The organism is Kitasatospora sp. NPDC036934 (genome assembly GCF_055608425.1).
On the sequence record NZ_JBVJQR010000008.1, the window covers coordinates 185,108 to 202,649 of the forward strand.

Genomic DNA, 17,542 nt, shown 5'->3' on the forward strand with positions numbered 1-17,542 from the left:
CTAGTTCACCCGCCGGTTGAGGCCGAGCGGGCAGTCTGTGCAGGTGCTGCAGTCGAGGCCGGCGCGCCGGAGCAACTCGATGGCTTGTAGGGCGATGGCGTCGTCGTGTTGCGCGCGCTCGGTGACGAGTGCGGTGGTGGTGTCGTGAACTACGCCAACCCAGGCGACAAAATCTGGCCCGAGGTCAGCGGCGGTGCAGACGTGCATTGGCCCATCCCTGTGTGAGAGATGGCGCCCCCAAGTGGGCGTAATGATTCCACAAAATGACTGGCCGTGACTACCTGTTTACGACGACACCAGGGCGGGTAGCTCGGTCAGTCGCCCCGCAGCAGACCCTGCCGACGCAATTCCTCGATCGCCCGTTCCTGCAGCTCCTGGATCTGAGCGCCCGTGAGGTTGGGGGCGGTGGCGATGGTGGCGTTCTGGATCGCCTGCCGCAGCGCCTCGGTGCTGAGGGGTGCCGCCGAGTAGCGGGCTCCCCGGACCACCTCGGATGCGATGGGCGTGTAGTCGGGGTCATCGATCACCCGGGCGCTGGTGCCGAGAGGCCAGCCGAGCACCTCGTCGACTCGGGCGTACGTCGTGTCGCGGACGACTTGCCCTTCCTCAACCCGGCGCCACGTGGTGATGCTCATCGACGCCTGGCGGGCGCACGCGTCCCGAGAGAGCCGCAGTTCAGTGCGGCGGCTCCCGACCACGGCGGCGAGTCGCTGCAGGCCATCAGCTTGTCCAGGCATGTCACACATCATGGCAGGACCGTCTAGTCACTGTCAGGGGCGGGTGCTACCTGGGCTGATTTTCGCCCATCTCCCGCTATCGCGATGTGCTATTACCTGCTACCTATCGCAAGCATCGACACGTTACTGCTAGCGGAAGCTGATGGAAGCTGATAGCTTCGAGTCATGCCCGAACGATCCACCGTCGAGGTCGACGGTCCAACCATCCGCAGGATCCGGAAGCGCACAGGTCTGGACATGAGCACGCTCGCCGACCGCGCCGGAATCACCGCCAACTACCTGTCGCGGATCGAGACGGGCACGCGCCGACGGGTCCGGCCCAGCGTCTACGCCGCGATCCGCCAGCACCTCGGCGCCACTGATGACGAGATCCTCGCCGTCGGCGAGGTCCGCACGCAGAGGACCTGACATGGCAACTTCCACCCCGCCCAGGCCGGCGGACGGCAACGGGTTCTACACCGCCAAAGAGGCCGCAGTGCGGCTGCGAATCGGTGTCCGCGCAATCCGCGACGGCATCAACCACAGCGGATGGCCCCACAGCCGTATCGGTCGGCGAATCGTGATCGACGAGGCCGACCTGGCCGAGATCTACCGCCTGTACCGGGCGCCCAGCACGGCGCCACGCGGCCGCCGTCGCGCCGCCTGAGTCACCCCTGACATGGGTCGGGCTCCCGCCTGGCACACCCGGTCGCACCCGGATGCCGCCCGCAGGAGCCCATCGGCCTACCGATCAACCCGAAACGGAAAGGAGGTAGGCCGTGTTCGAGCCTACCCGCATCAGGCACTACACCGCCCCGCTCGGCCAGACGATGGCCCTGCTGGCGCTCCAGACCGAGTACCCCGAACTGGCCGACCTCGGCGTCGCCGAGTGGCAGATCACCCCCGTCGGCCTGCTGTCCGCGTACGTCAAGGCCGAGAACGGCGACGCGGTGACCGCGGCGTACGAGGCCATTCTGGGCGGCCGGTTCGAGATGCCGATCCCGTTCGAGTGGGGGGACAAGCCGATGGCGGTCCAGTACCTCGACACGGTATGGCGGGACGTGCGCGTGCAGGTCCGCGTCTCGGCCCCGATCGTGGCCGCGCAGGCGGTGGCCGCGTGAGCGAGCCCATGAGCGTCGAGGCCCTGGACGGCCTCCGCGACCTGTACGCCAACCGGTCGGAGGCCGAGGCCCGGACGATCGTGGCCCTCGTCGCCGAGGTCGAAGAGCTGGACTACCGGCTGAACGACTCCGAGAACGAGGTCGAGCGACTGCGGACCCAGGTCCAGCGCCTGCAGCGGCTGGTGAAGCCGTCGGCGCCGACGGCGTCGATCTCGCGCATCAAGTCCGGCAAGTGGCAGGTTCGCTGGCGCGAGGCCGGCCTGCAGCGGTCGCAGTCGTTCCTGCTCCGGCAGCAGGCTGCCGACTTCCGCGCGGAGATGGTCCAGCGCTGGCAGCGGGGTGCCCGGTGAACGCCGCCACGAACCCGGTCGCCCGCCGCGCCGCCATACTCATCACCAACACCGCCGGCACCCCCGAGGACATCGCCGCCGCCCTCGACGCAGCCGGGATGCTCCGGCGCCCGGCCGAGCGGATCGTCGGCCCGTACCCACTGTGGGTGCGTCCGACCGGACTCGGTGTCGCGATCGATGCGCACCCGCTGGTGTCGGCGCTGATCTGCAGCCTCGCCTCGGAGATGGCCGAGTCCCCGGAGGACGTCACCGCCGAGCTGGTGACGGTCGCCGAGGCGTCCGGACCGGAGCGGGACGCCTTGGTCGAGCAGCTGCTGGAGCGCCTCGGCGGTACCGACTCGCGGTACTCGGCGACGGCGGCCCGACGGTTGGCCGAGGTGTTGCTGTCCATGGTCGGCCCGGTGTTCCCGCAGCAGAACAGGAGGGCCTCCTGATGGCCAAGCACACCTCCACCGAGAACTACCGCGTCGTGGTCATCGGCACCGTCGACCTGTCCCTTCCGGGCGGTCCCCGGTTGCAGCTGCGCGTCAAGGACGGCGTGATCCCACCCCAGCGCCTCGGCGACTTCGGGTGGGTGTCGATGTCCGACCGGTTGGCCAGCAGCGACATCGCGGGCGACTACCGGCGCCGGTGCGAGGAGATCGTGCAAGCCCTTCGGGCCCAGCACCCGGGCGTCACGGCCACCGTGGAGTTCGACACCACCGAGACGTGCTCTCACTGCGGGCTCGGCTGGGAGGAGTTCACCGCCGAGGACTCCGAGCGGTGGCCGGACGAGGACTACGTCGTCGGCGAGCCGCTGTGCTGCGAGACCGCGCAGGCCGAGTACTTGGCGGCCCGGGCGGGGGTGGCGTGATGCCGTGGATCTCTCGCCGCGCGCTGGCCGAGCAGGCCGCCGCGATGACCCGCCTGCGCGGGCAGATCGCCGAACTCAAGGACGAGTTGGCCGGGCAGGGCCGCGCAAACGGCCGCCTCGCCGGGCGCCTCGCGGCGGCCGAGGCCGCAAACGGCGGCGCGATCAAGGCCGTCCGGGACGCGCACAAGGGGCAGCACGACGAGAACGCGCGGCTGCGCGCCGTCATCGACCGGCACCGGGCCACGATCCGGGGCCTGCGCCGCCAGCTCGACGACGCGCTCGGCTACAACACCGCGCCGCCGTGCGCCGACGACCAGCCGCACACCTTCGACGACTTCGGGGCCGTGAACGACCGACGTCGATGCAAGCGGTGCAGGTGTTCGGTCCCGACGGCCAAGCAGGCCGCTCTCTTGAAGGAGGATGCGTGACGATCACCTCGCCGGCCGGGGCTTCGGCCCCGGCCGCCGGGCGGCGCCGGAAGACCACCCCGCAGCCCACCGGGCCGGACCGCATCCCGCGGCCGTCCGCCGGCTGGTACCGGGACAAGGTCACCGGCGCGAAGTACCGGCGCGTCACCACCATCCTCAACCTCGGCTCCACCAAGGGCGACGTCCTCTCCCGCTGGGCCGCCGGTGTCGTCGCGGACTGCGCGTTCGACAACCTCCCATCGCTCGTGGCCGCCTCGCTCCGCCCGGACGAGCGTGCCGAGAAGCGCGAGTGGCTGTCCCGGGCCGCGCTGCGCAAGCGCGACGAGCGAGCGGACATCGGTAGCGCGGTGCACCGCATCATCGAGGCGCATGTCCTCGGCCAGCCGGTCCCGGCCGAGCTGGTCGAGGACCCGGAACTCGCCCCGTACCTGCGGCACTTCGTCGCCTTCGTGCGGGACTGGCAGGTCACCTTCGAGGCATCCGAGATGGTCGTCGGCAGCCCCGAGTTCGGGTACGCCGGCACCCTCGACTACATCCTGCGATCCCCGCTCATCGCCGCGCAGCTCGGCATCCCCGCCAGCCTCGCGCTGATCGGCGACACCAAGACCGGCGGCGAACTGGACGTCAAGGGTGTCTACCCCGAGGCCGCGCTGCAGATGGCCGCGTACCGGCGCGCCGAGATCGCGTGGATGCGGGACGGCAGCAGCGTGCCGATGCCCGCCGTGCACACCACCGGCGTCGTGCTGCACCTGCGGCCGGAGGGCTACCGGCTGATCCCCGTCGTCTGCGACGACCAGGTGTTCGCCGCGTTCCGCATCACCCAGCAGGCCGCCGAGTGGGTGTCCGGCCTGTCCAAGACCGTCGTCGGCGAGGCCCTGAGCCTCCCGGCCCGCACCGAGAGGGGGGCTTCCTGATGCCCATCCTGGACCTCCAGCGCCGTATGCGGCAGCTCGGCGAAATCCGAATCGGCCACACCGTCGACACCGGTCGCACCGACAAGAACGGCAATCCGATCAAGCGCCCGGCCAAGCTGCAGGCGTTCCGCTTTACCTCCCCGTCCCGGCCGATCCTGGAGCAGGTCGCGGCCCTGTACGGGGGCGACGTACGGCCGTGGACCCCCGCGAACGGCGGCCCGGCCGAGTTCGAGGTCTACTCGACCGTTGACCGGCTGCCGGTGCTCGTCCCGCCGACCGACGCCGTCAGCCAGTGGTACGAGCTGTACCAGGGCTCGAAGTGCATGCGCCGCTGCGATGGGGTGACGGAACACAAGCTCGACCGGGCGTGCCTGTGCGACCCGGAGAAGCGCGACTGCTCGATCACCACCCGCGTCAACGTGATGCTGCGCGACCTCCCGGCGCTCGGGCAGTGGCTGCTCGTCTCCAAGGGGTACTACGCCGCCGTTGAGCTGCCGCCCGCCGCCGAACTTCTGGCGCAGGTGGGGGGGTACGTCGCTGGGTGGCTCGGCATGGAGGCCAAGTCGGTGGCGACCGACCGGGGCACCAACCGATTCATGGTGCCGACGTTGGACGTCGAGATCACCCCCACCGAGCTGATGTCCGGCCAGATCCGCGGCACGGCCGAGGTGACTGCGGGCGGCTCCGAGCGGGTCGCGATCGAGGCCGCGCCGGTCGCCCCGGTGCCGGACTACGTGGCGCTGGCGAGGCTCTCGCGTGACGCCGAGGCGGTGAAGGCGATCGCCCGGACCGCCCGGGAGAAGGGGCACCTCACGCCGAAGGTGGACGCCGCGCTGCGCGAGGTGCTGGCCCGTTTCGCCCCGCCGTCGGCGGGCACCCCGGCCGCCGCTGAGCCGGAGGAGATCATCGAGCCGGAGATCGTCGACGACGGCGACCCCACCGAGGTGTGGTTCCAGATCATGGCCGCCGCCGGCGCCCGCGGCTGGACCACCGACGCAACCGAGCACGCGTTCGCCGAGCGCAACACCGGGACGATGCCGGGGTCAGCGTCCGCCGGTGAGCTGCGGACCTTCCTCGCGTGGCTCAAGGGCGGTGCGCGATGAGCTGGCACACCGGGCGCCTGTGCGCCTTCGACACCGAAACCACGGGCGTCGACGTCGAGAACGACCGCATCGTCACCGCTGCCGTGCTCCTGGTCGGCGGCGGCCAGCCCACCCAGCCGCACACCTGGCTCGCCGACCCCGGGATCGACATCCCGGAGCAGGCAACCGCAGTGCACGGCATCACCACGGGGCGGGCCCGCGCCGAGGGCCGTCCGGCCGCCGAGGTCGTCGCCATGGTGTCCGCGCTGCTGGCCGAGCAGGTCGCCGCCCGGGTGCCGATCATCGCGATGAACGCCCGGTTCGACTTCACCCTGCTGGACCGGGAGTTGGCCCGCCACGGGCTGCCGTCGCTGGCCGAGAAGGCCGGTGCCGAGCCGCTCGTCCTGGACCCGTTGGTCATGGACAAGCGCGCGGTGAAGTTCCGCAAGGGTAAGCGGCGCCTGGTCGAGCTGGCCCAGGTGTACGGCGTCGAACTCGGCGACAACGCGCACGACGCCGGCGCCGACGCCCTCGCCGCCGCCCGCATCGTCTACAAGATCGCCGCCCGGTACCCGGCCGTGCAGGAGACCGAGCTGCACCAGCTGCACGACATGCAGAAGCACTGGGCCCGCGAGCAGGCCATCGACCTCCAGGCGTACCTGCGCCGCAAGGACCCGCAGGCCGTGGTCGAGCCCGCGTGGCCGCTCATCCCCCGCCCCCGGGCCAGTGCCTGATGAACGCCCAGCTCACCCTGTCGCTGCTGGCCTCCGTCCCGGCTCCGGCCGGGGCGGAGGCCCCAGGCCCGACGCCGCTCGTCATCGGCCTGGACGTCTCCCTGTCGTGCACCGGCGTGGCCGGCCGCGGCTGGGCCGAGGCGATCCGCTCCGGCGCCCGGATCGGGCACGAACGCCTCGCCTACCAGCTCGACGAGATGCGCTCGTTCTACCGGCACGCCGAGCTGGTCGTCATCGAGGGCCCCGCCTACTCCCGCGCGATGCAGCGCGGGCACGACGAGTTGGCCGCGATCCGCTGGATGGTCCGCCACGACCTGTGGAAGCGGAGCATCCCGTACGCCGTCGTCCCGCCCGACAACCGCACCATCTACGCCACCGGCCGGGCCCGCTGGACCGGCGAGACCCCAACACAGGTCAAGGGCCGCGTCCGCGACGCCGTCCAACAGCGCTACGGCGTCGACTGCACCGGGCCCGGCCGCTACGACCAGGCCGACGCGTCGATCCTCGCCGAGATGGGTCTGGCCTACCTCGGTTACCCCGGCGCCGCCCTCCCCCCGACCCACACCCGCGCGCTGGCTGGCGTCGACTGGCCCGAGAGGACCGACGCATGATCCCCGCTACCGACCGGGAACTGCCCTGCCGAACCGCCCCCGGCCTGTTCCACGCCCCCGACGGCCGCGACTACAACGCCCGGGCCAAGGACATCCGGATCGCCAACGCCAAGGCCCTGTGCGCGGCCTGCCCGATCCGAACGGCCTGCCGCCAGCACGCCCGGGACACCGGGCAGCGGTCCGGCATCTGGGGCGGCGAGACCGCCGACGAGCGGCGCGCCGCCCTCGCCGAGGCCGCGTGAGCCCCACCACCGGATGGGTCGGCGGCCTCACCATCCGCGCCGACCGCCGACCGCCCACCGCCGACTACCTGTGCACCCGCTGCTGGCACCACCAGCGGCTCACCGGCCACGACGCCGTCCGCTACGGCGCCCGTGACCTGCCCATCACCCACCGGGCCACCTGCCCGGCCCTCACGAAGGAGACCAGCCAGTGACCGACATCAAGATCGACTCCAAGATCCTCGCCGACGTCGCCGCCGCCCTGGAGCCCCACGCCGACGCGATGTTCAAGCAGCGCGGCGGCCGGTGGATGGCCGTCATCGAGCTGGCCCACTCCGAGCGCACCGAGCCCGGCCCCGAGGAGGACAAGGGCCCCTCCGTCAAGGTCCGCATCGTCGGGATCGAGGTCGCCGCCGACGAGTTCACGGACGAGCGGCTCCGGCAGGCCCAGCAGGACATGTACCGGCACCGCACCTCCAGGGGCACCCTCGACGAGGACGCGGACACCTACCGGGCCGACAACATCCTGCGCAACGGCGTCGGGCTCCACACCGACGCGGCGTGATGAGCGGGCCCCGCACGGCGATGCGCACCGCATGCCCGCGGTGCGGGGCCACCATCCTCACCACCCCCGACGGCCGTCGCCTCGATCCCGAGCCCCACCCTCTCGCGATCCACCTCCCCGACGGCGGCCAGCTCGACGCAGCGCAGGCCCTGCCGATCCTCCTCGGCCACCAGTCGCCGAAAGCGCACCACCCGCACCGCCCCGGCCCCTACGGCTGCAACCCGCCCCCGCCGGCCGAGCAGCCGACCCTCTTCTAGGAGTCACGCAGTGAGCAACGTCCACCCCTTCCCCATGTACGAGGACGACGACGAGCCCCGTCGCGCCTCGCTGGAGGACGTCGCCGAACAGTGGCTCATCGCCGCGATCCTCGACAGCCCCCGCGGCTACATGGAGGCCGCCGAGGTCATCGAGCGCGACGACCTCACCCACCACGGCTACCGGCTCATCTGGGACACCGCCGGTCAACTCATCGCGGCCCAGCGGGAATCTCACGCCCTCGCCGTGCGGTTCGAGATCGAGCGCATGGGCCGCCTCGCCGAGATCGGCCGCGGCCGCCTGATCGACGACCTCGCCGCAATCGCCATCCCCTCCGGCATGGCCGGCGCCCTCGCCGAGAAGGTCGCCCAGCAGGCCCGCGCCCAGCGCGCCGCCGCGTTCGCCGTCCGCTACCGCAACGCGGCCACCACGACCGCTGCGGACGAGGTCGACGAGATCCTCGCCAAGCTCCTGCACGAGCACATCACCGAGGAACAGGCCAAGGCCGAGCGGGCGTCGAACCCCGGCGGCGGCCCGGCGCACATCCTCGCCGCCGCACTCGACTGGGTCCAGTTCTTCGCCACCGACTACACCAACGTCCAGCTCCTGCCCGGCAGGCTCCTCGCCCCCGGCCAACAGATCGCCGTCGTCGGCGACGGTAAGGCCGGAAAGTCGCTGTTCGTGCAGGAGTGGGTATGGCGGGCGGCCACCGGGCAGAGCACGCTCGGCGACACCCCCCAGGCACCCGTACGGGTCCTGTATATCGACGCCGAGAACGGGCACCCCGAGATTCAGCAGCGGCTCCGCTCGTTCGGTGCCGGGCCCCAGACCATGGGCACCCTGACCTACCTCTCGTTCCCGCCGATCCGGCCGCTCGACACCGTCGGCGGCGGCCAAGACCTCCTCGCCGCGGCCAAGGCCGTGGGTGCCGAGGTCATCGTCATCGACACCGTCTCCCGCTTCATTTCCGGCGAGGAGAACACCGCCGACACCTGGCTCGCTCTGTACCGCCACACCCTGATGCCCCTCAAGGCCGCCGGCATCGCCAGCATCAGGCTCGACCACTTCGGCAAGGACAACGAGCGCGGCGCCCGCGGCTCCTCCGCCAAAGTCCAGGACGTTGACCACGTCTGGGAGCTGCGCGCACAGGGCGGCGGCATCCTCTCCCTCAAGCGCACCCACAGCAGGACCGGCGTCGGCCCGGACGAGTTCACCCTGATCCGCCACAGCCGCAAGGTCGGCGACGACTGGGTGGCCGGTGCCACCCGCCACGAACCGATGACGTTCGCCGACCGGGCAGCGCTGATCGAGGGCACCACCGAGTGGCTGGTCGACCAGCTCGACAAGGCCGGCGTCGACCCGACGTGGGGCAGCCCGAAGGTGCTGACGTGGTGCCGCGAGAACGGCATCCGGACGGCCAAGGCGAAGGTCGAGGAAGCGGTCCGGGTGCGGAAGTCGAGGCCCTCCGGGGACCTCCCCCCGCACCTCCCCTACCCGCCAGTAACACAAACTCCCCCCGACGCGCGGGGAGTTCAAGACAAAACACCAGGTCAAACATCCCCCGGGGAGGTCCAGGGGACATCGGGGGACGTGCCTGCTTCACCTCCCTCCCCCCGCCTCCCCCCTAAGGAGGGGGGAGGGGGGAGCGCACCGGGGGAGGAACAGCCCCTCTGCACCGATTGCGGCCACCCCCTCCACCCCGACCGAGCCGCCCGCGGCTACGACACCCACATCCTCTGCGACACCCCCCAGGAGACCACCCCATGACCCACACCCCCGGCCGCGTCACCCTCACCGCCACCGACCTCGCATCGCTCCTCGACCAGCCCGGACCCATCACCCTCACCACCAACGGCCTCCGCTGGGTCACCCTCAGCGCCACGACCCCCGGCCAGGCCCCGCGCTTCACCCCCGCCACCGGCGCCCCCTGGGCCCATACCATCCCCGCCGCCGACGTTCCGGCCCTCCAGTCCTGGCTCGACCGCCTCGACCCGGCCGCACCCGTCCGCATCGGCACCGCCACCCTCGCCGACGGCACCGGCACCCTCCTCACCCTCCGCACCGGCGCCCAGGCCATACGCCTCCACCAGCCCGTCTGACCGAGCACCAACCACGGTGCCCACCACACACACCCACCACGGAGAGCCCGCCATGACCGCTGCCCGCACCGCCCTCCTCGCCGAACTCCTCGACGGCGAGGACCCACACAGCCCCGAGTACGCCGACGCCCGTCGCCGTATCGAGCGGCTGATCGACAACTACCGCGCCGCGCTCCTCGCCAAGGCCGCCCGCCGCATCCGAGGCAGCAGGATCAACCAGCCCGGCGACGACGTCGACCACCACGTCAACGACGTCATCGAGCAGACCGCCGTGATGGTGGAGGGCATTCGATGACCGACACCCCGCCGCCCGCCGGCCAGCAGGGCTGGGACCGCGCCAAGTTCACCTGCGGCCGCTGCTTCGTCACCGTCACCGCCGCGACCGAGCGCGAGTACATCCGGCTCGTCGCCAGCCACAAGGCCAACTGCCCGCCTGACGCCCGCTGACGCCCGTCACCCACCACCCGAGGAGGCCGACCCCATGCACCTGCCCACGTTCGTCCCCCGCACCGAGGCCGGCCTCCTTCCCTGCGCCGGCCAACCCGAGCTGTACGACACCCCCGACACCCAGGATGAGGCTGCCGACCTTTGCGCCCGCTGCCCCGTCCAGCAGGCCTGCGACACCTGGGCTGTCCAGCACGCCGAGTGGGGCACCTGGGCCGGCCGCACCGACAACGACCGCGGCACCCCCCGGGAGGAACTGCCCGACCTGCCCCGGCTCCCTGTTGCGCCGGCCCCCGAATGCGGCACCGAGGACGCCCGCCGCCGCCACATCGGCAACCAGGAACTCTGCCGCGTCTGCGACCAGGCGTACGCCGATCGCATCCGTGCCAGCCGCCTTGACGCCCTCGACGCGCAGCACCGGCGTGCTGGCGGCCCGACCCGCCGCGGCTACCGCCTGCACCTGCTGCTCGGCATCCCGCCCTGCGGCCCCTGCCGTGCGGCGCACGCCGTCGGCATCCGCCTTTACCGCACCGGGCAGTCTCTCGCGGCGTGAACACCCTTGTTCTTCCCGCACGTTGACGCCCGTCAACGGTAGACTGACCAGCACAAACGAAGCGGGCCAGGCACGGGGATAGCAGCCCCGGCCCGGCCCATGACCGCAGGAGCACGCACTCCCATGGCCATCACCCAGCCTACCCATGCCGTCGACCGGCAGCGGGCCGTCCTCGGCCTCACCATCGGCGCCGCCCTCGTCACCATCGCCCTGACCGGCGGCGCGTTCTGGCTCTCGTACGAATCCCTGCACGACCTGGCGCTCGGCCACCACCTGAGCGGAGTTCGCGCCTGGGCCTGGCCCGCCACCCTCGACGGCTTCGTGATCTCCGGCGAGCTGCTCGTTCTGCGTGCCTCCCTGATGCGGCGCCTGGACTGGCTCGCCATGGTCCTGGTCGCCTCCGGGTCGGCCGGCTCCATCATCCTCAACGTCGTCTCCGTCGGCTCCCGGGTGGACACCACCACCCAGGTCGTGGCCGCGATCCCGCCCACGGCTGCTCTGCTCGCGTTCACCGCGCTGATGCGCCAGCTGTACCGCGCCCTGGTCGGCCGGCCAGCTGCCCCGGTCCCGCCCACCGAGCGGCGGCCTGTCCCCGTTGAGGTCCCGATGACGGCCGTCGCCGCCCCGTCGCTGCCGCCCCGCCCCACCGAGCCGCCCGCCCTGCCGCCCGTCGCGTACACCGACCCGCGGTGCAGCGTGATCCGGCCGCTCTACAACGGCGGCTACCGGCCCGGCACCGCCACCATGCGCGCCGCCCTCACCGCCGCCGGCCACCTCGGCCCCGACGGTCGGCCACTCTCCGACGCCACCATCCGGGGCACGCTCCGGGCCGAGGTCGAGCGGCTGGAACCGGTGCTCGCTACATACCCGGCCGAGCAGCAACTGCGTGCCGCGTGACAGGAGAATGTTCTCCGTGAACGACGCGATCGACCAAGCCACCGAGCCCACACGAAGATCGGCCGCCCAGCGCGCTCGTGCAGAGGGGCGCCGTACCGCAGTCCTGACCGTTGGAGCCATCGCGCTCTTCGCCGCGGGTGTCGCCATCGGCAGGGCCAGCGTAGGCAGTTCATCGCCAACCCCGACGTCCACCGCACTGCCCTGCGCTGAGGCAAGTAGGTCGGCAGCCGACTTCCTGAGCGAGGCCAAGAAGGGCGCCCCAGGTGACAGTGAGGCACGTCGAAACGCCCGGATGGCCATGCAGGTGATCGTGCAGAACCCCAGCTGCTTCTCGGCGAAAGAACGCGCGGCCGCGCAGGAGCTGTTGGATCAGCGGTAGCCAGGCTGCCTGATCACGGAACCTCCCTACCCTCCCAGGCAGGGAGGTTCCGTCATGCCGCACCAGCGAGCCGACATCACCGAAGCAGCGTTCCGCGCGTCCGATGCCGTCGAGATGCGGCGCCTCGGCATGACCTATCAGGCCATCGGTGACGCCCTCGGCGTCAACCGCAAGACCGCCTGGAACTACGTGCAGAAGGCGCTCGGCGAGCGGGCCCGCGAGACCGCCCCCGACCGTGACGCCCTCCTCGGCGAACAGATCGTCGTCATCGAGACCGTCCTGGACGGCCTGCTGCCCAAGGCCGCGAACGGCGACGCCCGGGCCGCCGAGATCGTCCTGCGGGCCATGGACCGGCACGCCCGCCTGTTCGGCCTCGACGCCCCCGTCCGGATCAAGGCCGAGCTGACCGACGAGCGCATCGCCCGCGTCCGCCAGCTGGCTGAGCAGATCGCCGAGGTCGGCGCGTGACCCCCGAGCAGCTGGCCGAGCTGGAGACCCTCAGCTCGGAGGAGCTGGAGCTGCTGGAGCGGGAGTTGGCCGCCCAGCTCTGGCAGCGCCGGTGGGACCGGTGGAAGCCGTACCCGTGGCAGATCCCGCCGGGCGAGGTCGAGACCCACGGCATGTGGCTGCAGTTGGGAGGCAGGGGGACAGGGAAGACGGATGGGTGCGCCAGGTTCATGGTCGCGCACGTCAACGGGCCGCCGTGCGACGACCGCATTCCCGGCGGCCACCGCATGTCGATCATCGCTCCGACGCAGGGTGACGCCGTCGAGTCGGCCGTCAACGGCCCGTCAGGGCTGCGCGCGCACGACCCGCGGGTGGTACTGCGGACCACCGTCGGTGGCACCTACGCCCGTTGGCCCAGCGGGGCCGAGGCCAAGGTGTTCGGGGCGCATACCCCGGACGACATCGAGCGCTTGCGGTCCGGCGGCAACAGGTGCCTGGTGTGGCTGGAGGAGGCCGCCGCAATGCGCCACCTCGGCCCGGCCCTCGCGCACTCCGCGATGGGCCTTCGAATCGGCCCTCGGCCGCACTACATCGCGTCTACCACCCCTAAGCCCCGGCGCGAGATCGTTGAACTCCTCGCCCGGCCGGACGTCATCACCACCCGGGGCCGGACCCGCGACGCCCATCACCTTCCCGAGCTGATGCGCACGAAGTTGGTCGCGCAGTACGCCGGCACCCGCCTGGAGCGGCAGGAGCTGGATGGCGAGGTGCTGCAGGACGTGGACGGCGCGCTCTGGTCGTGGCCCCTGCTGGACCGGCTGCGGGTCGGCGCCCCGATGCCGATGTCCCGCATCGTCGTCGCCATCGACCCCGCCGTCTCGAACACCGCCGAGTCGGACGAGACGGGGATCGTCGTGGTCGGGCTGGCCGCCGAGCGGATGCCCGACAAGCTCGGCCAGCTGCAGCAGCACGCGTACGTGCTCGACGACCTATCCGGCCGCTACCACCCCCACGAGTGGGCCGCCGCCGCGCTGGAGGCCTACGACCGGTGGGGCGCCGACCGGATCATCGGCGAGGTCAACAACGGCGGCGACATGATCCGCCACACCCTGCACTCCGTTCGCCCTGGCGCCCCGTTCTCCGCGGTGACCGCCTCCCGGGGGAAACAGCGTCGGGCCGAGCCCGTCGCCGCCCTGTACGAGCAGCACCGCATCCACCACGTCGGCTCGTTCCCGCAGTTGGAGGACGAGCAGACAACGTGGGTCCCGGGTGAACCCGGTAGCCCGGACCGCATGGACGCCCTGGTCTGGGCGGTCACCCACCTGATGGTCAAGACCCGCGGCGGCGGCTTCGCCGCGGTCGCGTAAGGAGAGCGCACGTTGGGACGGATCAGGAACGCCTACGACGCGCTTCGGGGCCACGGGCCGGCCGAGGTGCAGCGGCGGGACTCGCTGCTCGGCGGCGGGGTGTCGGTGACGACGTTCCCGTCCGGCGCGGGCGGCTGGAACGCGTGGTCGGCGGACTCCGTGTTTGGCAACGGCGCCAAGGGCTGGAGCAACAGCGCGGTGGCCTACCGGTGCATCAGCATGCTCGCCAACAACGCCGCCTCCGTGGACCTGGTCGTGCGCGGCCCGGACGGCGACCTGGACGAGCTACACCCCTTGTCGCAGCTCTGGAACGTCATGCCGAACAGGACCATGCCCGCCCAGGTGCTCAAGGCCCTCTCGATGATGCGGCTGCAGCTCGACGGGCAATGCCACCTCTGGCTGAACTACAACGGCCGCACCCCGGTCGGCACCCCCGACGAACTCTGGTACGTCTACGACCGCGTGACGACCATCGTCGCAACCCGCGCCGCCGACGCCGTCCCGCAGGCCCAGATCATCGGCTACGTCATCGAGCGCACCGACGGAGTCCGCGTGCCGGTGCTGGCGGAGGAGATGCTGTGGTTGAGGTTCTCGGATCCGTACGACCCGCTCGCGGTGATGGCCCCGTGGAAGGCCGCAAGGTCGGCGGTTGACGCCGACTTTTACGCCGCGACCTGGCAGCGCCAGAGCTTCAAGAACGGCGCCCGGCCGGGCGGCGTGGTCAACCTCGGCGACATGGACGAGCAGACGTTCAACAGGACCGTGGCCGCGTTCCGGTCCCAGGTCGAGGGCGTTCAGAACGCTGGCAGGCACCTCCTCATCGCCGGGCAGGGCAGCGATGCCGGCACCGCGGGGCAGGGGGCCAGCTTCACGAGCCTGGCCATGAGCCCGGCGGAGATGGACTACCTCAACAGCCGGGTGCACTCCGCCGAGGAGGTGATGCTGGCGTTCGGCGTCCGCCGGGATGCGCTGCTCGGCGGCTCGACGTACGAGAACCAGGCCGAGGCCAAGGCCGCGGTCTGGACCGAGACGTTGGTGCCGCAGATGGAGGTCATGGCCTCGATCACGGACCTGCAGCTGCTGCCCGACGTCGGCTGGACGGTCGCCTGGGACTTCAACGGCGTCCCGGCGCTGCAAGAGGATCTGGAGGCCCAGGCCGGCCGCAACCAGGGATACCTGCAGAACGACGTCCTGATGATCGACGAGGTCCGGGCCACCATCGGCATGGATCCGCTGCCCGGCGGCATCGGCCAGATGACCCTGACCCCGTACCGCGCCCAGTTCACTCCCGCACCCGCCCCGGCGCCGACCGTCGAGGAAGGGGTCGCGCGGATGCTCGCCCTGCTGGAACGCGTCGTCGCCGACCGGCCGCTGCCCGAACTCCCCGCCCGGGCAACCACCGTGCTGCACCATGACCCGGGCCCGGACCCGCAGCAGAGCCTGTACCAGCGCCTGGAGGCCCTGCTGCAGCCGTTGCTGGTGGAACTCGGCCGCCGCCAGCAGGCCGTGACCCTGCGGGAGTTCGACCTGCTGATGCGCGGGGAGCGGGCCGCCGCGCTGTGGCTGGCGGACGTCCGGCAGGTGGCTGGCGAGGCGTACGAGCGGGGCGCCCATTTCGCGCCGCCGGACGCCGAGGACGAGCCTCCGGCCCGGCTGACCCGGCTCGACCTTGCGCCGGAGGATCTGGCGGTCCGGATCAACGTCCGCAAGATCTTCAACGCCCGGAAGTGGGTTGCCCGAACCAAGGACACCTTGCGCGGCTGGTACGAGACAGCGTGGCGGACCGGCGGCGGCCACGTCGCGGATCAGCTCGGCGACGGCTTCGACATGGACGAGCAGGTGCTGGCCGAGCTGGGCAAGCGGCTCGACGTCCTCGCCGGGCAGATCAACCAGACCACCGAGGCCGCGCTGCGGGCCCAGCTGCTGCACCACGGCGTCCAGCAGGGCGAAAGCGTGGACGAGCTGCGGGCCCGCCTGCAGAAGGTGTTCAGCGACCTGACCGACTGGCGCGCGCAGATGATCGCCCGGACCGAAACCGTCGGCGCGTTCAACGCTGCCGGCCTGGTCGCCGCCGAGCGCTCTGGCGCGACGTCGAAGACCTGGCTCGCCACCGCGGACAGCCGCACCCGGGCCTCGCACCGGCTGGAGTCCGGCAAGACCGTCCCGCTCGGCGACACCTTCGCCGCGGTCCAGTCCCGGTGGCCCGGCGACCCGGCGGCCCCTGCCTCGCAGTCGATCAACTGCCGCTGCACCCTCACCTACTCGAAGGAGAAGTAGATGACCACCGAGCTGGCCCCCACCGAGCGCGCCTGCGTGCTGCAGGCCGCTGACGCCCGTCAGATGCGCGGCGTCACCGTCCCGTTCGGCGTTCCCGCGCACGAGGTTCGCCGCGGCCCGATGGACGGCACTCGCGGCGCCGTCGACGTGAGCGACGGCTTGCCGGAGCACCTGGTGTTCGCCAAGGGCGACATCACGTACGAGTTCGACGGCTACGACGCCGACCGGGTGGCCGTCTACCGGTACGCGCCCGCCAAGTCGCCGCTTCACGACCGGATCATGGGCGGCGTCCAGCAGGCCTACTGGGAGGCTGCTCAGGCCCGGAAGAACGGACCGGCCCTGTGAACCGCCGCACCGTCCCGGGGACCGGCGTGCAGTACCGCACGGTTCCACTGCAGCAGCTCAACATCCGCGCCGCCGAGGGCGACGAGGGCACGTTCGAGGGGGTGGCCTGCCGGTACGGCGTGGTCGACTCCTACGGCACCGTGTTCAAACCCCGGGTGTTCCGCCAGGGCGGCCTGGACGCCGGCACGTATGCCCTGCTCGACATGCACGACCCCGGGAAGCCCATCGGAACGTTCACCGCCCGCGAGAAGGGCGACCACCTCGCCATCTCCGGCCGCTACGACGACACTCAGGCCGGCCGCGACGCCCGCGCCCGCGCGCTCAGTGGATCCGCGCCCGAGCTGTCCGTCGGGTTCATCCGCACCGATCTCCCGGCCACCTGGGAGGAGTACGACGCCCTCACCGACAAGCAGCGCGCCGACCTGGAGACCAACATCCGCAGCGCGCGGCTGGTCGAGGTCTCTCAGATCACCGCCCGCATGGCCGCCGTCCCCGGCTCCGCCCTGACCGGCGTCCGCACCGCCGCCCACATCCGGGCGGCCGATGCCGACGAGGACCCGACCGCCCTCGTCGCCGCCCTCGACGGCATCCTCGACCAGGCCGTCCAGCTCGCCGGCGAGTACCCGCGCGAGGGCCTGCCCGAGGAAGTCGCCCAGGCTCTTGACCTCCTCGTCGCCGCCGAGGCCGTGGTCGATCAGGTGATGGACGTCATGGGCATCTACGACCCCGACGACGAGGCCGAGCCGACCGGCGGCGAGGAGCCCCCGGCGGCCGGCGGCGCCGCGTCGGCCGAGCTGGAGCTGGAGCGCGCGCGGGCCGCGGCTGGCCTGCTGCTGGCCGGGCTGACGCCCGTTACCGGCCGGTAGCACGTGTAGCCGCGCTGC

Annotated in this window: 29 protein-coding genes; 27 read left to right on the forward strand and 2 right to left on the reverse strand. The window is 71.8% G+C overall.

Features of this window, described 5'->3' with window-relative positions:
• Positions 1-207 carry a hypothetical protein gene (locus tag ACZ7BZ_RS14565; RefSeq protein ID WP_470358602.1) on the reverse strand — a complete coding sequence of 69 codons (207 nt, stop codon included), beginning with the start codon at positions 205-207 and terminating at the stop codon, positions 1-3.
• Positions 208-314: 107 nt separating this feature from the next.
• Positions 315-635, reverse strand: a complete 321-nt coding sequence (locus tag ACZ7BZ_RS14570; protein ID WP_470358603.1) for a hypothetical protein — start codon at positions 633-635, stop codon at positions 315-317.
• Between the two features lie 267 nt (positions 636-902).
• Between ACZ7BZ_RS14570 and ACZ7BZ_RS14575 the strand changes: the two genes are divergently transcribed.
• The 27 genes from ACZ7BZ_RS14575 to ACZ7BZ_RS14705 all read left to right on the forward strand — a co-directional run bounded on the left by ACZ7BZ_RS14575 (position 903) and on the right by ACZ7BZ_RS14705 (position 17,524).
• Positions 903-1,145: a helix-turn-helix domain-containing protein gene (locus ACZ7BZ_RS14575; protein ID WP_470358604.1), complete on the forward strand. Its 243-nt coding sequence runs from the start codon at positions 903-905 to the stop codon at positions 1,143-1,145.
• Position 1,146: 1 nt separating this feature from the next.
• On the forward strand, positions 1,147-1,383 hold the full coding sequence (locus ACZ7BZ_RS14580; RefSeq protein ID WP_470358605.1) for a helix-turn-helix domain-containing protein: 237 nt from the start codon (positions 1,147-1,149) through the stop codon (positions 1,381-1,383).
• 112 nt (positions 1,384-1,495) lie between these two features.
• Positions 1,496-1,837: a hypothetical protein gene (locus ACZ7BZ_RS14585; RefSeq protein ID WP_470358606.1), complete on the forward strand. Its 342-nt coding sequence runs from the start codon at positions 1,496-1,498 to the stop codon at positions 1,835-1,837.
• Positions 1,834-2,187: a hypothetical protein gene (locus ACZ7BZ_RS14590; protein ID WP_470358607.1), complete on the forward strand. Its 354-nt coding sequence runs from the start codon at positions 1,834-1,836 to the stop codon at positions 2,185-2,187. The genes ACZ7BZ_RS14585 and ACZ7BZ_RS14590 overlap by 4 nt, the downstream gene beginning before the upstream one ends.
• Positions 2,184-2,621 carry a hypothetical protein gene (locus ACZ7BZ_RS14595; RefSeq protein WP_470358608.1) on the forward strand — a complete coding sequence of 146 codons (438 nt, stop codon included), beginning with the start codon at positions 2,184-2,186 and terminating at the stop codon, positions 2,619-2,621. Before ACZ7BZ_RS14590 ends, ACZ7BZ_RS14595 begins: the two co-directional genes overlap by 4 nt.
• Complete coding sequence (locus ACZ7BZ_RS14600) at positions 2,621-3,040, forward strand: hypothetical protein (RefSeq protein ID WP_470358609.1); 420 nt, start codon at positions 2,621-2,623, stop codon at positions 3,038-3,040. Before ACZ7BZ_RS14595 ends, ACZ7BZ_RS14600 begins: the two co-directional genes overlap by 1 nt.
• Complete coding sequence (locus ACZ7BZ_RS14605) at positions 3,037-3,468, forward strand: hypothetical protein (protein WP_470358610.1); 432 nt, start codon at positions 3,037-3,039, stop codon at positions 3,466-3,468. Before ACZ7BZ_RS14600 ends, ACZ7BZ_RS14605 begins: the two co-directional genes overlap by 4 nt.
• Positions 3,465-4,382 carry a hypothetical protein gene (locus tag ACZ7BZ_RS14610; RefSeq protein ID WP_470358611.1) on the forward strand — a complete coding sequence of 306 codons (918 nt, stop codon included), beginning with the start codon at positions 3,465-3,467 and terminating at the stop codon, positions 4,380-4,382. The genes ACZ7BZ_RS14605 and ACZ7BZ_RS14610 overlap by 4 nt, the downstream gene beginning before the upstream one ends.
• Entirely contained in the window at positions 4,382-5,485 is a 1,104-nt protein-coding gene (locus ACZ7BZ_RS14615; protein WP_470358612.1) for a recombination directionality factor, read from the forward strand. Before ACZ7BZ_RS14610 ends, ACZ7BZ_RS14615 begins: the two co-directional genes overlap by 1 nt.
• Positions 5,482-6,198, forward strand: coding sequence for an exonuclease domain-containing protein (locus ACZ7BZ_RS14620; RefSeq protein WP_470358613.1), 717 nt, complete (start codon positions 5,482-5,484; stop codon positions 6,196-6,198). Before ACZ7BZ_RS14615 ends, ACZ7BZ_RS14620 begins: the two co-directional genes overlap by 4 nt.
• Entirely contained in the window at positions 6,198-6,809 is a 612-nt protein-coding gene (locus ACZ7BZ_RS14625) for a hypothetical protein (protein WP_470358614.1), read from the forward strand. Before ACZ7BZ_RS14620 ends, ACZ7BZ_RS14625 begins: the two co-directional genes overlap by 1 nt.
• Entirely contained in the window at positions 6,806-7,051 is a 246-nt protein-coding gene (locus tag ACZ7BZ_RS14630) for a WhiB family transcriptional regulator (protein ID WP_470358615.1), read from the forward strand. The genes ACZ7BZ_RS14625 and ACZ7BZ_RS14630 overlap by 4 nt, the downstream gene beginning before the upstream one ends.
• A complete protein-coding gene (locus ACZ7BZ_RS14635; protein ID WP_470358616.1) occupies positions 7,048-7,245 on the forward strand; it encodes a hypothetical protein in 198 nt (65 codons plus the stop codon). The genes ACZ7BZ_RS14630 and ACZ7BZ_RS14635 overlap by 4 nt, the downstream gene beginning before the upstream one ends.
• On the forward strand, positions 7,242-7,595 hold the full coding sequence (locus ACZ7BZ_RS14640) for a hypothetical protein (RefSeq protein WP_470358617.1): 354 nt from the start codon (positions 7,242-7,244) through the stop codon (positions 7,593-7,595). The genes ACZ7BZ_RS14635 and ACZ7BZ_RS14640 overlap by 4 nt, the downstream gene beginning before the upstream one ends.
• Positions 7,595-7,852, forward strand: coding sequence for a hypothetical protein (locus ACZ7BZ_RS14645; protein WP_470358618.1), 258 nt, complete (start codon positions 7,595-7,597; stop codon positions 7,850-7,852). Before ACZ7BZ_RS14640 ends, ACZ7BZ_RS14645 begins: the two co-directional genes overlap by 1 nt.
• A gap of 10 nt (positions 7,853-7,862) precedes the next feature.
• Positions 7,863-9,617 carry an AAA family ATPase gene (locus tag ACZ7BZ_RS14650; protein WP_470358619.1) on the forward strand — a complete coding sequence of 585 codons (1,755 nt, stop codon included), beginning with the start codon at positions 7,863-7,865 and terminating at the stop codon, positions 9,615-9,617.
• On the forward strand, positions 9,614-9,949 hold the full coding sequence (locus ACZ7BZ_RS14655; protein ID WP_470358620.1) for a hypothetical protein: 336 nt from the start codon (positions 9,614-9,616) through the stop codon (positions 9,947-9,949). Before ACZ7BZ_RS14650 ends, ACZ7BZ_RS14655 begins: the two co-directional genes overlap by 4 nt.
• Before the next feature lie 52 nt (positions 9,950-10,001).
• Positions 10,002-10,244 carry a hypothetical protein gene (locus ACZ7BZ_RS14660; RefSeq protein WP_470358621.1) on the forward strand — a complete coding sequence of 81 codons (243 nt, stop codon included), beginning with the start codon at positions 10,002-10,004 and terminating at the stop codon, positions 10,242-10,244.
• On the forward strand, positions 10,241-10,396 hold the full coding sequence (locus ACZ7BZ_RS14665) for a hypothetical protein (RefSeq protein ID WP_470358622.1): 156 nt from the start codon (positions 10,241-10,243) through the stop codon (positions 10,394-10,396). Before ACZ7BZ_RS14660 ends, ACZ7BZ_RS14665 begins: the two co-directional genes overlap by 4 nt.
• Before the next feature lie 34 nt (positions 10,397-10,430).
• Positions 10,431-10,946 (forward strand): WhiB family transcriptional regulator, encoded by a 516-nt coding sequence (locus tag ACZ7BZ_RS14670; protein ID WP_470358623.1) that lies wholly within the window; start codon positions 10,431-10,433, stop codon positions 10,944-10,946.
• 123 nt (positions 10,947-11,069) lie between these two features.
• Entirely contained in the window at positions 11,070-11,843 is a 774-nt protein-coding gene (locus tag ACZ7BZ_RS14675) for a DUF2637 domain-containing protein (protein ID WP_470358624.1), read from the forward strand.
• A 16-nt stretch (positions 11,844-11,859) separates the two neighbouring features.
• On the forward strand, positions 11,860-12,222 hold the full coding sequence (locus ACZ7BZ_RS14680) for a hypothetical protein (protein WP_470358625.1): 363 nt from the start codon (positions 11,860-11,862) through the stop codon (positions 12,220-12,222).
• 54 nt (positions 12,223-12,276) lie between these two features.
• Entirely contained in the window at positions 12,277-12,690 is a 414-nt protein-coding gene (locus ACZ7BZ_RS14685; protein WP_470358626.1) for a hypothetical protein, read from the forward strand.
• Positions 12,687-14,036, forward strand: coding sequence for a phage terminase large subunit family protein (locus tag ACZ7BZ_RS14690; RefSeq protein ID WP_470358627.1), 1,350 nt, complete (start codon positions 12,687-12,689; stop codon positions 14,034-14,036). Before ACZ7BZ_RS14685 ends, ACZ7BZ_RS14690 begins: the two co-directional genes overlap by 4 nt.
• A 12-nt stretch (positions 14,037-14,048) precedes the next feature.
• Positions 14,049-16,313: a phage portal protein gene (locus ACZ7BZ_RS14695; protein ID WP_470358628.1), complete on the forward strand. Its 2,265-nt coding sequence runs from the start codon at positions 14,049-14,051 to the stop codon at positions 16,311-16,313.
• Positions 16,314-16,658, forward strand: a complete 345-nt coding sequence (locus tag ACZ7BZ_RS14700; protein WP_470358629.1) for a hypothetical protein — start codon at positions 16,314-16,316, stop codon at positions 16,656-16,658.
• Positions 16,655-17,524 (forward strand): HK97 family phage prohead protease, encoded by an 870-nt coding sequence (locus tag ACZ7BZ_RS14705; RefSeq protein WP_470358630.1) that lies wholly within the window; start codon positions 16,655-16,657, stop codon positions 17,522-17,524. The genes ACZ7BZ_RS14700 and ACZ7BZ_RS14705 overlap by 4 nt, the downstream gene beginning before the upstream one ends.
• The last annotated feature ends 18 nt before the right edge of the window (positions 17,525-17,542 follow it).